This is a genomic window from Thermoflexus hugenholtzii, assembly GCF_018771565.1.
Lineage (GTDB): Bacteria > Chloroflexota > Anaerolineae > Thermoflexales > Thermoflexaceae > Thermoflexus > Thermoflexus hugenholtzii_A.
Map to the genome: position 1 here is coordinate 2,768,905 of NZ_CP076326.1, position 13,255 is coordinate 2,782,159.

Sequence of the window (13,255 nt, forward strand, 5' to 3'; positions counted from 1 at the left end):
CTGGGGCCGGCTCCGGTCGTCAGCGATCGGATCCGTGTGGCGCGGGGCCGGTGGAGCCTCGCACCACCAGCCGGGCGGGGATCAGGACCCGGGCGGGCGGGGCCTCCGGCTCCTGCAGCCGGCGGGCCAGGGCCTCCGCCGCCGCCTCCGCGATCCGCTCCACATAGAGATTGATGGTGGTCAGCGGGGGATCCGCCAGCGCCGCCAGCGGGGAATCCGAACACCCGATCACCGAGACGTCCTGCGGGATACGCAGGCCCCACTCCTTCAACACCCGCAGCACCGTGAGGGCCGGGATGTCATGGGTGATGATGGCCGTGATCCGGGGGGACCGCGTCCAGAGCGTTTCCAGCGCCCGCACCGTCCCGGCCTCCGTGCCATCGGTCTCCGCCACCCGCTCCGCGTTCTCCTCCAGGCCGTATTCCCGCAACAGCTTCAGGTAGGCGTTGAGACGAATGGCCGAGTAAGCGAAATCCAGGGGCTCGGCGATGTAAGCGATCCTCCGATGTCCGAGGGCAAGCAGATGCTCCAGGGCCAGCCGGGCCGTCTGCTCGAAATCGGTGTCCACCATATCCATATCCTCCGGCTCGTCCGGCCGCCCGATGGTCACCACCGGGATGCCCAGCTCCCGTAGAAGGGAGATCCGCTCGTCCCGGCGGCGGACCATCATCAACAACCATCCGTCGCAGAGGCCCGCGGCGACGAAGCCCTCGAAGGAAGCCTGATCGTGGCTGATATGAAGGAGGAAGTTGAAGCCGGAGCGACTGATCGCCTGAGCGATGGCGCCGAAATACTGGAGGTTCAGGGGGTCGAAGGATTCGGGGGTGAGCAACGCGGAGAGGGCGACGGTGTTCGTGCGGCGGGCGGCCAGGCTCTTGGCGGCGAAGTTCGGCCGATACTTGAGGCGCTCCACCGCCTCCAGCACCCGCGCCACGGTCTCCGGCTTGAACCGGCCCTTGTTGTTCAGGATGTTGGAGACCGTGGTGATGGAAACTCCTGCCTCCCGGGCGATGTCATAGATGTTGGGCATGCGCCCTCCCCCAGAGGCCTTGCCAACCCACCCCAACAGGCAGGAAAAACTTTAAGTAAAGCGCTTTACAAAAGCGATTTCATTATATTCGGATTCGGAAACGGTGTCAAGGGGAGCTGCAGGTCCCTGGAGGGGACTGGGGTGGGGCATGTCCGGGGGATCCGCAGATCGCCCGCGGGCGGGGCGTCCGGACGGGAAGTTGTCGAGCCTCCGGGGATCGCGTATACTCGAGGGGACAATCCCGAGAGGGACGCGGCGATGGCGGAAGCGGCTTCTCGAAAAGGACGGCGGGGACGCCGGCGGAGCAATCCGCTGGAGCGCTACGCAGCGGATATCCTGGCCAAGCAGCTCTTCCTGGAGGACCTGGCGATGGCCGCAGTGGATTTCGACACTCTGGCGGCCTATTATCCGGAGCTCACCCCGGAGCAGCTGCGCGGGCGTCTGGGCATCGCCACCAAGCGGGCGCTGTTAGAGGACGTGGCGGACATCGTCCTGGAGCCCGCGGAGGATGAAGAAGGCAACGCGGAGCAGATGCGCCTGAACATCCTGGATCTGGAGCGCTTCGCAGAGATCGTTCACGAGGAGATGACCGTGGAGGTGATGTAGGAGGCGCCCGCTCTCCTCATCCTGCGGGTCAGGGATCCTCCCCGTCACGGATCCCCGCCGACGGGATCGCCCCGCAAGCCCAGGAGAGCCGGCCGGATGCCCGGCCGGCTCTCTTCTCTCAAGGGGATCCGTCTCCGTTCTGCAGCGCATCGTCATTTATTTCACCCGCCTGGAGTGAAACTCATGACGGGCTGCTTCCTGCTTCATCGACCCATGGCTCGTAGACCGGGCCTTGCCCGTTCCGCCGCCAGAGGGATCTCCACAGGCGTCACTTCCCGGGGAACTCCCGGTAGGGCCTTTCAGGGCGGCCAACCCAAAACGACGCAGGTTGAGGGCCGCGTTGAGATCCCGATCCACCTTCAGCCCGCACGCCCCACAGCGAAACACCCGCTGGGACAGCGGCAACGTGGGAGCAACCCAGCCGCAGCGCGAGCACCGCTTCGTGGACGGGAAATCCCGCGGCGCAATGAGGAGCACGGCCCCATACCAGGCGCACTTATACTCCAGCATCCGCCGGAAGGCCCCCCACCCCACATCCAGAATGGCCCGGGAAAGGCTCCCGTTCCGCGCCAGGCCCCGCACGTTCAGGTCCTCCACCACCAGAACCGGCTTGGCTTTCGCCAGCTCCGTGGTGACCTTGTGCAGGAAGTCCCGGCGGATGTTCCGAACCCGGCGGTGTAGCCGGGCCAGACGCAGGGCCGCCTTCTCATAGTTGCGAGAGAAAACCGTCCGCCTCCGCTCCTCCCCCGTCTCCGGGTCTTGTTCCACCACCGTCCGCTTCTGCTTGCGGGAGAGCTGCCTCGAACGCCGCTTCAAAAGCCGCAAGGCCCTCTCCAGAGGCTTCGGGGCCTCCATCCGCGCTCCATCCGACAGCACGGCAAAAGCCTCCAGCCCCACGTCGATGCCCACCACATCCTCCGGTCCCCGGACCTCCCGGGGCTCGGGATCCGGGCGCTCCACCTCACAGGTCAGGCTCACAAACCAGCGATCCGCCTCTCGGGAGATGGTCGCCGAGAGGATGCGGGCCTTCCCGGACTGAAGGAGCTCCAGGAGCTGGTCCGTCCGCTCCTTGGTGCGGACCTTGCCGATGCGAGGGAGCTGCACGTGCCGAGGAGTGACCCGGATGGAGCCGGTCAGCCGGGCCTTGTTGTCCGCCAGAGCCTTCTTGCGCTTGAAGCGGGGGAAGCCGGCCCGGCCCTCCCGCCAGTTGCGAACGGCCCGCTCCAGATCCCGGAAGGCCTCCTGAGGAGCGCACTTGGACACCTCCACCCACCAGGGGGCGTGCTTCCGCTTCCACTCGTTCCAGTCCTTGTGGAGGTCCACCGCCGAGGGGATCTGCTCGCCGCGCGCTTGGGCTTCCAAACAGCGGGTCAGGCCCCAGTTGTAGGCGAAGCGGGCGGCGCCCACGTGCTTCGCCAGGGCGATCCGGGCCTCCCGGTTGGGGTCCAGCTCGAAGCGGAACGCCTGCTTTACTTGCATCCAGTTGCCTCCCATGCTGGCTGGGCTCGTCTCCTGGCCGACCGACGCCCATCCAGACGCCCGCAGGCCGAGGTGAGGATCTCCAGGACGTCTTGCGCCAGGTCGTCTGTCACTTCCCCCTCCTCTATGACAACAACATGTCGCCCCGAAGCGGCCATAGCCGCTTCCAGCAAGTCAAATCCGAACCGGGCCAGCCGATCGCGATGCTCCACGACAATCCGAACCACCTGGGGATCCCGCAGGATCCGTAGAAGTTTCTTTCGTTTTCCGTTCAGCCCGAAGCCGATTTCGGTCGCCGCTTTAACCTCTGTCCAACCTTGTTCTTGGGCAAAGGCCTGAAGGCGTTGAACTTGCCGTTCCAGATCCTCTTTCTGGTCAGCGGAGGACACTCGGGCATAAAGCACGGTGATACCTTCTGGGTGAGGCGCTTCTACCCAGATGGTCCCAGCAGGCAATGGGCGGGCAGGGACAGGAAGCTTTCCTGCCCGAAACCACCGCCAGGCGGTGATATCGCTTATCCCCTGCTGACGAGCCCAATCCGAGAGTTTCATGGCCGAAATAAATGATAATAAAATTGTCAACAGTTGTCAACCCCCTGGCCTCTCATGGAAGGGTGATCTGAACCGAGGTGATCTGAGTGAGGTCGTTATGCTGATACTGGATGTTCACCGTCAACCCATCTTTCTGGAAAAGCAGGTTCCCCACCTGGCCGTATTGAGCCGGCGCTCCCAGGACCTGCCATCCGTTCTCCTGCATCCGGCTTTTGTAGAACTCGATCAACTCCTGAACACCCATCCGGGTATCAAAAGCGATCCGCGCGGAGGTCACATCCAGGTTGAAGGCATCCGGGGGAAGGGGAAGATCCGGCCGGATGGTCGGGGTGGGTCGCACAACCTGCCCCGGAGGGGCAGGGGTGGGAGAAACCGCCGGACGGGCGCAGGCGAGGACCCACCCCGAAAGCATGAGCATCAGTCCCAGAAGATACCCATGTCCACGCATATCTGCCTCCTGTGCGGGGGATTCGAGATCTCCCGCGGACACGGCCTGGCCCTTCCATGTCCTTGTCCTCCGGGAGCCAACGCGCTGAGGCCGTGATCTTCCCATAGAATAATAACTCAGGTTGTTCCTGGGGACGTGCGCGCTCGCGGGGCGGCCCCGGGGCCTCTGATCCTCTGAGGGGAGGACGCAAGGAATGCCTGTGCTGCTGATCCTGCACAGCGTCTGGCGATGGGCGGTCTTGATCGTCGCCCTCCTCGCCCTTTACGGGCTGATCCGCTCGCGGCGGGAAGATCCCATGCCCGCCGTCGTGGGATATGCCGTCCGCTGGTATCCTGTGGTCCTGGACATCCAGGTCGCTCTGGGGATCCTGCTCTGGCTGGCCCAGCGGTGGGGCGCGGTGCCCCTCACGCCGATCCAGGTGATCCATCCGGTTTGGGGGCTGCTGGCGGCGGGGGCGGCCCACGGGGCTGCGGCTTTCCGGGAGCGGGAGAACCCGGCCCGGGCCCGGGGGATGCTGGCCGCCTACGGCCTCTCGCTGCTCCTGGTGTTCATCGCCCTGGCCAGCGTGGGGGCCTTCCCCTTCGGGCGACGCTGAGGTGAGATTCCACCTGCTCTGCCGACCGCAAACGCGGAGGAGCCCACCGTGCGTGTCCTGGTCCAGCGCGTCCGTCAGGGAGCGGTCCACGTAGGGGGGGAGACCGTGGCCCGGATCGGCCCGGGGGTGGTGTTGCTGGTGGGCGTGACCCACACGGACACGCCCGCGGAGGCCGAATGGCTGGCCAAGAAGGTGGCCCACCTGCGGATCTTCGAGGACGAGGCCGGGAAGATGAACCGCTCGCTGAAGGATGTGGGCGGGGAGGCGCTGGTGGTCTCCCAGTTCACCCTTTATGCGGACCCGTATGAGGGACGCCGCCCCAGCTTCATCCACGCCGCCCCGCCGGAGCACGCCCGACCCCTCATCGAGCGCTTCGCCGATGCCCTCCGCGCCGAGGGCATCCCGGTTCAGATGGGGGTTTTCGGGGCCCATATGCTGGTGGAGATCCACAACGATGGCCCGGTCACCATCTGGCTGGAGCGCGCCGCCCCGGAGCCCCCGGCGTCCGGACGCCCGTGAAGGACGGACCCGGGTCGCCGGGCGCCTCCGCATCCCCATCCCCCGGGGGGAGATATCTGGATGAGCGCCCTGTCTCGCATCGTCCGCGCGGCGGGCCTGCTGACCGTCGCCTATCTGGCGAACGGCCTGCTGGCCCTCCTCCGCCAGATCCTGATCTACGCAACGTTCGGCACCTCCCGGGAGCTGGATGCTTACTGGGCGGCCTTCCGGATCCCGGATCTCCTGTTCACGCTGCTGGCGGGGGGCGCGTTGATCTCCGCCTTCCTGCCCGTCTTCACCACCCACCTCGCCCGGGGGCAGGAGGAGGCGGCCTGGCAGCTGGCCGGCGCGGTGCTCACCAGCGTGGCCCTGGTGGTCAGCGGCCTCTCCGTGCTGGCCGGCCTGCTCGCCCCCACCCTGGTCCGTCTCCTGCTGGCCCCGGGGGTCCCGCCCGCGCAGCAACAGCTCACCGCCTCCCTGATGCGCGTGATGCTGATCACGCCGACGGTGTTCGGGGTGAGCGGGGTGGTGATGGGCATCCTGCAGGCCCATCAGCAGTTCCTCTGGATCGCCCTGGCCCCCCTGATGTATAACCTGGGCATCATCTTCGGGGTGCTGTTCCTGACGCCCATCTGGGGGGTGCACGGGCTGGCCGGAGGGGTGGTGCTGGGCTCGGCGCTCCATCTCCTGGTCCAGGCGCCGGGATGGCGGAGGGTGCGCGGGCGATATCGGCCCCGGCTGGGCTGGCGCGACCCGGACGTCCGTGAGGTCATGGTCCTGATGGCTCCCCGGATGCTGGGCCTGGCCGCGGTGCAGGTCAACTTCCTGGTCAACACCCGCCTGGTCTCCGGTCTGGGGGCCGGGTATCTGGCGGCGCTGAACCTGGCCTGGCAGCTGATGTTGCAGCCGCAGATCGTGCTGGCCCAGGCGGTGGCCACGGCGGCTTTCCCCACCTTCTCGACTCTGGCCGCCCGGGGCGAGCGGGAGGCCCTGCGCCGGACCCTGGCGGAGACCCTCGGGCTCCTGCTGGGGGCGACGCTCCCCATCGCGGCAGGGATGATCCTTCTGCGGCGGCCGCTGATCGCCGTCCTCTTCCAGCGAGGGGCTTTCGGGGAGGCCTCGACGGAGCTCACCGCCCAGGCGCTGCAGTTTTACGCCCTGGGCCTTCCGGCCCACGCGGCCGTGGAGGTCCTGGCGCGGGCCTTCTACGCCCTTCACGACACCCGCACGCCGGTGGGGATCGGGGTGGCCGCGATGACCCTCAACGTCCTGCTCAGCCTGGCCTGGATCGGCCCCCTCCGGCATGGGGGGGTGGCCCTGGCCAACACGGTGGCCACCACCCTGGAGGGCGCGCTGCTGCTGGGGCTCCTGGCCCGGCGGCTGGAGGGAATGGAAGTCCACCGATGGGGGCGTTCGGTGGGGCCGGTGGCCATCGCGACGCTGGCGATGGGCCTGGTGCTGTGGCCGATGGCGCCGTGGGCAGCCCACCATGGATGGCTCGGGCTGGCGCTGGCCGGGCTCGCCGGCGCGGGGGCCTACGGCCTGACCCTCCATGGCCTGGGCGTCCCCTGGGTGCGCTGGCTGCGCCACTGGCGCGCCCGGTCTGCCCACAAGGCATGAAATACGACGCGGAGGGAGGGAACATGATCGTCGAGCGTGTGGAGCTCCGGGTGATCCAGATGCCCCTGAAGGAGCCTTTCGAGACCTCCTTCGGGCGGGAGTATCTGCGGGAGGCCATCCTGGTCACCGTGTATGCCGATGGCCTGGAGGGATGGGGCGAGGTGGTGGCTTCCCGGGATTTCGGGTATTCCTATGAGACCACGGAGACCGCCTGGTATGTGCTGCGGACCTTCCTGATCCCGGCGGTGCTGGGGCGGGAGATCCCGGATGTGGAGACCGTGGCCCGCATCGGGGAGCGGCTCCGGGGACATCCCATGGCCCGGGCCGGGTTGGAGGCCGCCTTCTGGGATCTCTTCGCCCGCCAGGCGGGCCTGCCCCTCGCCCGTTACCTCGGCGGCGTTCGCGATCGGATCCCGGTGGGGGTGAGCATCGGGCTCCAGCCCAGCGACGCCGAGCTGCTGGAGAAGATCCGGGGCTATTTGGAAGAGGGATACCGCCGGATCAAGGTGAAGATCAAGCCGGGCCGCGATGTGGAGATGATCGCCGCCATCCGCCGGGCCTTCCCGGAGATCCCCCTCATGGCTGACGCCAACTCCGCCTACACCCTGGAGGACGCCGATCGCCTGGCCGCGCTGGACGAATTCGGGCTGATGATGATCGAGCAGCCCCTTCACTGGGATGACCTGTATGAGCACGCGCTCCTGCAGGCTCGCCTGCGCACGCCCCTCTGTCTGGACGAAAGCATCCACAGCGTCCGCCACGCCCGCGCGGCTCTGGAGCTGGGGTCCTGCCGGATCATCAACATCAAGCCCGGGCGGGTGGGCGGCCTGCTGGAGGCGCGGCGGATCCACGATCTCTGCCATGCCCGGGGCGTCCCGGTGTGGTGCGGGGGGATGCTGGAGACCGGCATCGGGCGGGCGGCCAACGTCGCCCTGGCCTCCCTCCCCGGTTTCACCCTCCCGGGAGATCTCTCGGCCAGCGACCGGTATTACCACGAGGATCTGATCGACCCGCCTTTCGTCCTTCAGCCCGATGGGACGCTGGCGGTGCCTACTGGGCCCGGCCTGGGGGTGGCCGTCGACCGCCGGCGGGTCGATCGGGTAACCGTGCGGATGGAGGCCTTCCGCCCTTGAGGCCCTTTTAAAGGACCTCGGGGGGCTGGTATTCTCCCCAGACCCGGCGCAGCACCTCGCAGATCTCCCCGAGGGTGGCGTCGGCGGCCACGGCCTCCACGAACAGCGGCATGAGGGGCTCCTCGGGCCGGCGGGCGGCCTCCTCGATGCGGCTCAGGAGGGCGGAGACCCGCTCCCCATCCCGGCGGGCCCGCAGCGCCTGCAGGCGGGCCCGCTGCGCCTCCTCGATGGCCGGGTCCACTTTCAGCCGCTCCAGCTCCGGGCGCTCCTCCTCGACCTGGAAGGCGTTCACGCCCACGACGATCTGCTCTCCGGACTCGACGGCCTTCTGGGTCCGGTAGGCTGATTCGGCGATGGCCCGCTGGATGTAGCCGGTCTCGATGGCCCGCAGGGCCCCGCCCATGGCCTCGATGCGATCGATCTCCTCCCGGGCGCGGCGCTCGATCTCCGCCGTCAGGTATTCGATGACGTAGCTGCCCGCCAGGGGGTCGATGGTGTCGGCCACGCCCGATTCGTAGGCCAGGATCTGCTGGGTGCGCAGGGCCACCCGGGCGGATTTCTCAGTGGGCAGCCAGAGGGCTTCGTCCATGGCGTTGGTGTGGAGGGACTGGCAGCCGCCCAGGATGGCGGCCAGAGCCTGGATCGTCACCCGGATGATGTTGTTCTCGGGCTGCTGGGCGGTGAGGGTGCTGCCGCCCGTTTGCACATGGAAGCGGAGCATCATCGCCTCGGGGCGGGTGGCCCTTAGGCGATCCCGGGCCAGGCGGGCCCACAGCCGGCGGGCGGCGCGGAACTTGGCCACTTCCTCCAGGAAATGGTTGTGGGCGTTGAAGAAGAACGAGAGCTGGGGGCCGATGTCGTCGATGGAGAGGCCGGCACGAGCGGCGGCCCGCACATACTCCAGGGCATGGGCGAAGGTGAAGGCCACCTCCTGGACCGCGGTGGCGCCGGCCTCCCGGATGTGGTAGCCGCTGATGCTGATGGGGTTCCAGTTCGGCACGTGTCGGTGGCAGAAAGCCATCACGTCCACGGCCAGCCGCATGGAGGGCTCGGGCGGGAAGATGTAAAGGCCACGGGCCACATATTCTTTGAGGATGTCGTTCTGGACCGTGCCCCGCAGCTGCTTCCAGTCCACGCCCTGCTCCCGGGCCAGGGCGAGGACCATGGCCAGCAGGATCGCCGCCGGGGCGTTGATGGTCATGGAGAGGCTGACCCGGTCCAGGGGGATGCCGTCCAGCAGGCGCCGCATGTCCTCCAGGGAGCAGATGCTGACCCCCACCCGGCCGACCTCCCCGTGGGCCGTGGGGTGGTCGGCGTCGTAGCCCAGCTGGGTGGGGAGGTCGAAGGCCACCGAGAGGCCGGTCTGGCCCTGAGCCAGCAGGTAACGGTAGCGCCGGTTGGACTCCTCGGCGGTGGCGTAGCCGGCGTATTGGCGCATGGTCCACAGCCGCCCCCGATACATCGTCCGGTAGATCCCTCGGGTGAAGGGGAACTCCCCCGGGAATCCCAAATCCCGCAGGTAGTCGATCTCGACGTCCGCGGGGGTGTAGAGGGGCTCCAGGGGGATGCCCGAGGGGGTCTCGAAGCGGGGGCGGCGCTGGGGGGCATCCCGGATGGCCTCCTGCCATCGCCGCTGGACTTGCCGGATCTCCGCCTCCTGGATACGCGCCTCGGCCGCCATATGTGCCTCCGGGGATCTTCCCGCTATCCCAGCACCACCAGGATCTGGTTCTGCTCCACGCTCTGGCCGGGCCTCACCCGGACCGCTTTCACGACCCCGTCGCGGGGGGCCCGGATCTCGTTTTGCATCTTCATAGACTCCAGGAGGACCAGTTTCTCCCCTTTGCGGACGGGCTGTCCTTCCTGGACCGGCACGGCGACGATGAGGCCGGGCATGGGGGCTTTCACCGTTACCTCTCCGGCGGGGCCGGGGCGCCCGCCCGAGGCTTCCCGCAGGCGGCGCTCCCGCTCATCCTCCACCTGCACGGTGAAGAGGTAGCCCCGCAGGAAGACCCAGTATTCCCCTTCCCGCTCCTGGATCAGGGCCTCGTAGGAGGCGTTGTCGAGGAGCAGGGAGTAGACGTGCTGCTGGTCGATCAGGCGGAAGTCCACCGCCCGCTCGACGCCCTCGCACAGGATGCGATCCTCCCGGTTGATCTCGATGGTGTAGGTTTTCCCGTTCACCGTGGCGATGTATTTCATCCGCCCCTCCGCAGCTGCTCCCAGCGTCCGGCCCACTTCCAGCCGGGGATCTCCCGCGCGGCCCGCCGGGCCACGTGGGTGGCGGCCTGGCCCCGCCGGTGGGCCACCAGGGTGGCGATGATGGCCGCCACCTCCTCCAGCTCCGGCGGCGTCTCGTCGTCCATGGAGAACCGCTCCTCCACGAACTTGGTGTCGAAGTGCCCGGCCAGGAAGCGGGTGCTGTTCAGGATGGCTTGATGAAAGGGGATGGTGGTCTGGATGCCGATGATGCGGAACTCCTCCAGGGCCCGCCGCATGCGCAGGATGGCCTCGCCCCGGGTCTCGCCCCAGGCGATCACCTTGGCGATGAGGGAGTCGTAGTAGGGGGTGATCTCGCAGCCCTCATAGACCCCGCTGTCCACCCGGATCCCGGGGCCGGTGGGCTCGGCCAGGGTGACGATGCGGCCGGTGGAGGGCATGAAGCCGTTGAAGGGGTCCTCGGCGGTGATACGGCACTCGATGGCCCATCCGGTCTGGCGGATGTCCTCCTGGCGGTAGCGCAGCTTCCGTCCGCGGGCGATGCGGATCTGCTCCTTGACGATGTCCACGCCGGTCACCATCTCGGTCACCGGGTGTTCCACCTGCAGGCGGGTGTTCATCTCGATGAAGTAGAAGTTGCGCTCTTTATCCACCAGGAACTCCACGGTGCCGGCGTTGACGTAGCCGATGGCCTGGGCGATGCGCACGGCCACCTCCCCCATGCGCTGGCGCATCTCCTCGTCGACGATGGGGGAGGGCGATTCCTCGATCAGCTTCTGATGGCGGCGCTGGATGGAGCACTCCCGCTCGCCCAGGTGGATGACGTTGCCGTGCTGATCCGCCAGGATCTGGACCTCCACGTGGCGGGCGCCCTCGACCAGCTTCTCCAGGTAGACGTCGTCGTCCCCGAAGGCGGCCATGGCCTCGCGGCGGGCCGCCGCCAGGGCGTCGGGCATCTCCTCCGGGGAGCGGACGATGCGCATGCCCTTGCCGCCGCCGCCGGCGGAGGCTTTGATCAGGATAGGGAAGCCGATGATCTCAGCGGCCCGGATGAGGTCCTCATCGGAGAGCCCGCCGTCCGTGCCGGGGATGATAGGGACGCCCAGGGCTTTGGCCATCTTGCGGGCGGTGGCCTTATCGCCCATGGCTCCGATGGCCCGGGGAGGGGGGCCGATGAAGACGATGCCGGCCTCCTCGCAGGCCTCGGCGAAATCCGGCCGCTCGGCCAGGAACCCGTAGCCCGGGTGGATGGCGTCGGCGCCCGTCCGGCGGGCCACATCGATGATGCGATCGATGCGCAGGTAGCTTTCGCGGGCGGGGGCCGGCCCGATGCAGTAAGCCTCGTCGGCGTAGCGCACGTGCAGGGCGTTGCGATCGACCTCCGAGAACACCGCCACCGTGCGGATCCCCAGCTCGCGACAGGCCCGGATGATCCGCACGGCGATCTCGCCCCGGTTGGCGACCAGAACCTTGCGGAACATGGCGCGGTTCCTTTCCGGGAGGGGGGAAGATCAGAGCGGGATGTTTCCGTGCTTCTTCGGCGGGTTCTGATCCCGCTTGTTCTGGAGCATCTCCAGGGCGTTGATCAGGCGGGGGCGGGTCTCCTTCGGCTCGATGACGTCGTCCACGAAGCCGTAGGAGGCGGCCACGTAGGGGTTGGCGAAGCGGGCCCGATACTCCGCCACCCGCTCCGCCCGCCGGGCCTCCGGGTCCGGCGCCTCGGCGATCTCCCGCCGGAAGATGATGTTAACCGCCCCCTCGGGCCCCATCACCGCCAGCTCCGCCGTAGGCCAGGCCAGCACCAGATCGGCCCGCAGGTGCCGGGAGTTCATCACGCAGTAGGCGCCGCCGTAGGCCTTGCGGGTGATCACCGTGATCTTGGGGACGGTAGCCTCGGCGTAGGCGTAGAGGAGCTTGGCCCCCGCCTTGATGATGCCCCCGTGCTCCTGGGCCACCCCCGGCAGGAAGCCCGGCACGTCCTCGAAGGTGATGATGGGGATGTTGAAGGCGTCGCAGAAGCGCACGAACCGGGCCGCCTTCTCGCTGGCCTTGATGTCCAGAGCCCCTGCCAGCACCGCCGGCTGGTTGGCGACGATTCCCACGCTGTGGCCCCCCAGCCGGGCGAAGCCGATGACGATGTTGGGGGCGTAATCCGGCTGGACCTCGAAGAAGTCGCCGTTGTCTACGATGAGGCGGATGACCTCTTTGATGTCGTAGGGGCGGGCGGGGTCTTCGGGGACGATGGTGTTCAGGCGCTCCTCCATGCGCAGGGGATCATCGCCGTTGGGAACGTAAGGGGGATCCTCCATGTTGTTGGAGGGCAGATACGAGAGGAGCTTGCGGATCATGTAGAAGAGATCGGCCTCGGTGTCCGCGGCGAAGTGGGCCACGCCGCTGATGGTCGTGTGGACGTCAGCGCCGCCCAGCTGTTCGTGGGTGACCTCCTCGTGCATGACCGCCCGCACCACATCGGGGCCGGTGATATACATGTAGCTGGTCCGGCGGACCATGAAGATGAAATCGGTGAGGGCGGGGGAGTAAACCGCCCCCCCGGCGCACGGCCCCAGGATGGCGCTGATCTGCGGCACCACGCCGGAGAGCATGACGTTGCGCAGGAAGATGTCCGCGTAGCCGCCGAGGGAGAGGACCCCCTCCTGGATCCGGGCACCACCCGAGTCGTTGAGGCCGATGAGGGGAGCCCCGTTCTTCATGGCCATGTCCATGATCTTCACGATCTTGCGGGCATGGCCCTCCCCCAGGCTCCCCCCCAGGACGGTGAAATCCTGGGCGTAGACGTAGACCAGGCGGCCGTCGATGGTCCCCCACCCCGTCACCACGCCGTCCCCCAGGTAGCGGCGCTCGGCCAGCCCGAAATCGGTCACCCGGGTGGTGACGAAGGGGTCCAGCTCCCGGAAGGAGCCTTTGTCCAGCAGGAGCTCCAGCCGTTCGCGGGCCGTGAGCTTCCCCTTGGCGTGTTGCTGGGCGATCCGCTCCGGCCCCCCGCCGGCCTGAGCCTCCGCCCGCAACCGCCGCAACTGCTCCAGCCGATCCTCCAGGATCTCGATCTGCATAAGT

13 protein-coding genes are annotated in these 13,255 nt (G+C 67.8%); 5 read left to right on the plus strand and 8 right to left on the minus strand.

Annotated features, from left to right (window positions below; translation table 11 throughout):
- Positions 1 to 19 precede the first annotated feature (19 nt).
- Positions 20 to 1,030, minus strand: a complete 1,011-nt coding sequence (locus tag KNN16_RS12555; protein ID WP_299286831.1) for a LacI family DNA-binding transcriptional regulator — start codon at positions 1,028 to 1,030, stop codon at positions 20 to 22.
- A gap of 258 nt (positions 1,031 to 1,288) precedes the next feature.
- On the opposite strand from KNN16_RS12555, the gene KNN16_RS12560 reads away from it, so the two are divergent.
- A complete protein-coding gene (locus KNN16_RS12560) occupies positions 1,289 to 1,636 on the plus strand; it encodes a hypothetical protein (protein WP_088570385.1) in 348 nt (115 codons plus the stop codon).
- Positions 1,637 to 1,792: 156 nt separating this feature from the next.
- On the opposite strand, the gene KNN16_RS12565 is transcribed toward KNN16_RS12560, so the two are convergent.
- Genes KNN16_RS12565 through KNN16_RS12575 form a run of 3 tightly spaced genes read right to left on the minus strand, consistent with a single transcriptional unit; the run spans position 1,793 to position 4,114 of the window.
- Positions 1,793 to 3,115: an RNA-guided endonuclease TnpB family protein gene (locus KNN16_RS12565; protein WP_303897300.1), complete on the minus strand. Its 1,323-nt coding sequence runs from the start codon at positions 3,113 to 3,115 to the stop codon at positions 1,793 to 1,795.
- Complete coding sequence (locus KNN16_RS12570) at positions 3,106 to 3,666, minus strand: IS607 family transposase (RefSeq protein WP_303900617.1); 561 nt, start codon at positions 3,664 to 3,666, stop codon at positions 3,106 to 3,108. Before KNN16_RS12570 ends, KNN16_RS12565 begins: the two co-directional genes overlap by 10 nt.
- 52 nt (positions 3,667 to 3,718) lie before the next feature.
- Positions 3,719 to 4,114 (minus strand): hypothetical protein, encoded by a 396-nt coding sequence (locus tag KNN16_RS12575; protein WP_299286832.1) that lies wholly within the window; start codon positions 4,112 to 4,114, stop codon positions 3,719 to 3,721.
- Between the two features lie 193 nt (positions 4,115 to 4,307).
- On the opposite strand from KNN16_RS12575, the gene KNN16_RS12580 reads away from it, so the two are divergent.
- Genes KNN16_RS12580 through menC form a run of 4 tightly spaced genes read left to right on the plus strand, consistent with a single transcriptional unit; the run spans position 4,308 to position 7,960 of the window.
- A complete protein-coding gene (locus KNN16_RS12580) occupies positions 4,308 to 4,709 on the plus strand; it encodes a hypothetical protein (RefSeq protein WP_303897302.1) in 402 nt (133 codons plus the stop codon).
- Between the two features lie 48 nt (positions 4,710 to 4,757).
- The gene (gene dtd / locus KNN16_RS12585) at positions 4,758 to 5,228 is read left to right on the plus strand and encodes a D-aminoacyl-tRNA deacylase (protein WP_299286834.1); all 471 of its coding nucleotides are present in this window, start codon (positions 4,758 to 4,760) and stop codon (positions 5,226 to 5,228) included.
- A 60-nt stretch (positions 5,229 to 5,288) separates the two neighbouring features.
- Positions 5,289 to 6,827 carry a murein biosynthesis integral membrane protein MurJ gene (murJ, locus tag KNN16_RS12590; RefSeq protein WP_303897304.1) on the plus strand — a complete coding sequence of 513 codons (1,539 nt, stop codon included), beginning with the start codon at positions 5,289 to 5,291 and terminating at the stop codon, positions 6,825 to 6,827.
- Positions 6,828 to 6,850: 23 nt separating this feature from the next.
- Positions 6,851 to 7,960 carry an o-succinylbenzoate synthase gene (menC, locus tag KNN16_RS12595; RefSeq protein WP_299286836.1) on the plus strand — a complete coding sequence of 370 codons (1,110 nt, stop codon included), beginning with the start codon at positions 6,851 to 6,853 and terminating at the stop codon, positions 7,958 to 7,960.
- A 7-nt stretch (positions 7,961 to 7,967) separates the two neighbouring features.
- On the opposite strand, the gene KNN16_RS12600 is transcribed toward menC, so the two are convergent.
- From KNN16_RS12600 to KNN16_RS12615, 4 genes are read right to left on the minus strand one after another with little or no spacing between them, the layout of a single operon-like run.
- Positions 7,968 to 9,641 carry a methylmalonyl-CoA mutase gene (locus tag KNN16_RS12600; protein WP_303897307.1) on the minus strand — a complete coding sequence of 558 codons (1,674 nt, stop codon included), beginning with the start codon at positions 9,639 to 9,641 and terminating at the stop codon, positions 7,968 to 7,970.
- 23 nt (positions 9,642 to 9,664) lie between these two features.
- Entirely contained in the window at positions 9,665 to 10,162 is a 498-nt protein-coding gene (locus KNN16_RS12605) for an acetyl-CoA carboxylase biotin carboxyl carrier protein subunit (protein ID WP_088570392.1), read from the minus strand.
- Positions 10,159 to 11,661 carry an acetyl-CoA carboxylase biotin carboxylase subunit gene (gene accC, locus KNN16_RS12610; RefSeq protein WP_303897311.1) on the minus strand — a complete coding sequence of 501 codons (1,503 nt, stop codon included), beginning with the start codon at positions 11,659 to 11,661 and terminating at the stop codon, positions 10,159 to 10,161. Before accC ends, KNN16_RS12605 begins: the two co-directional genes overlap by 4 nt.
- Positions 11,662 to 11,691: 30 nt before the next feature.
- Positions 11,692 to 13,251, minus strand: a complete 1,560-nt coding sequence (locus tag KNN16_RS12615) for an acyl-CoA carboxylase subunit beta (RefSeq protein ID WP_303897313.1) — start codon at positions 13,249 to 13,251, stop codon at positions 11,692 to 11,694.
- Between the last annotated feature and the right edge of the window lie 4 nt (positions 13,252 to 13,255).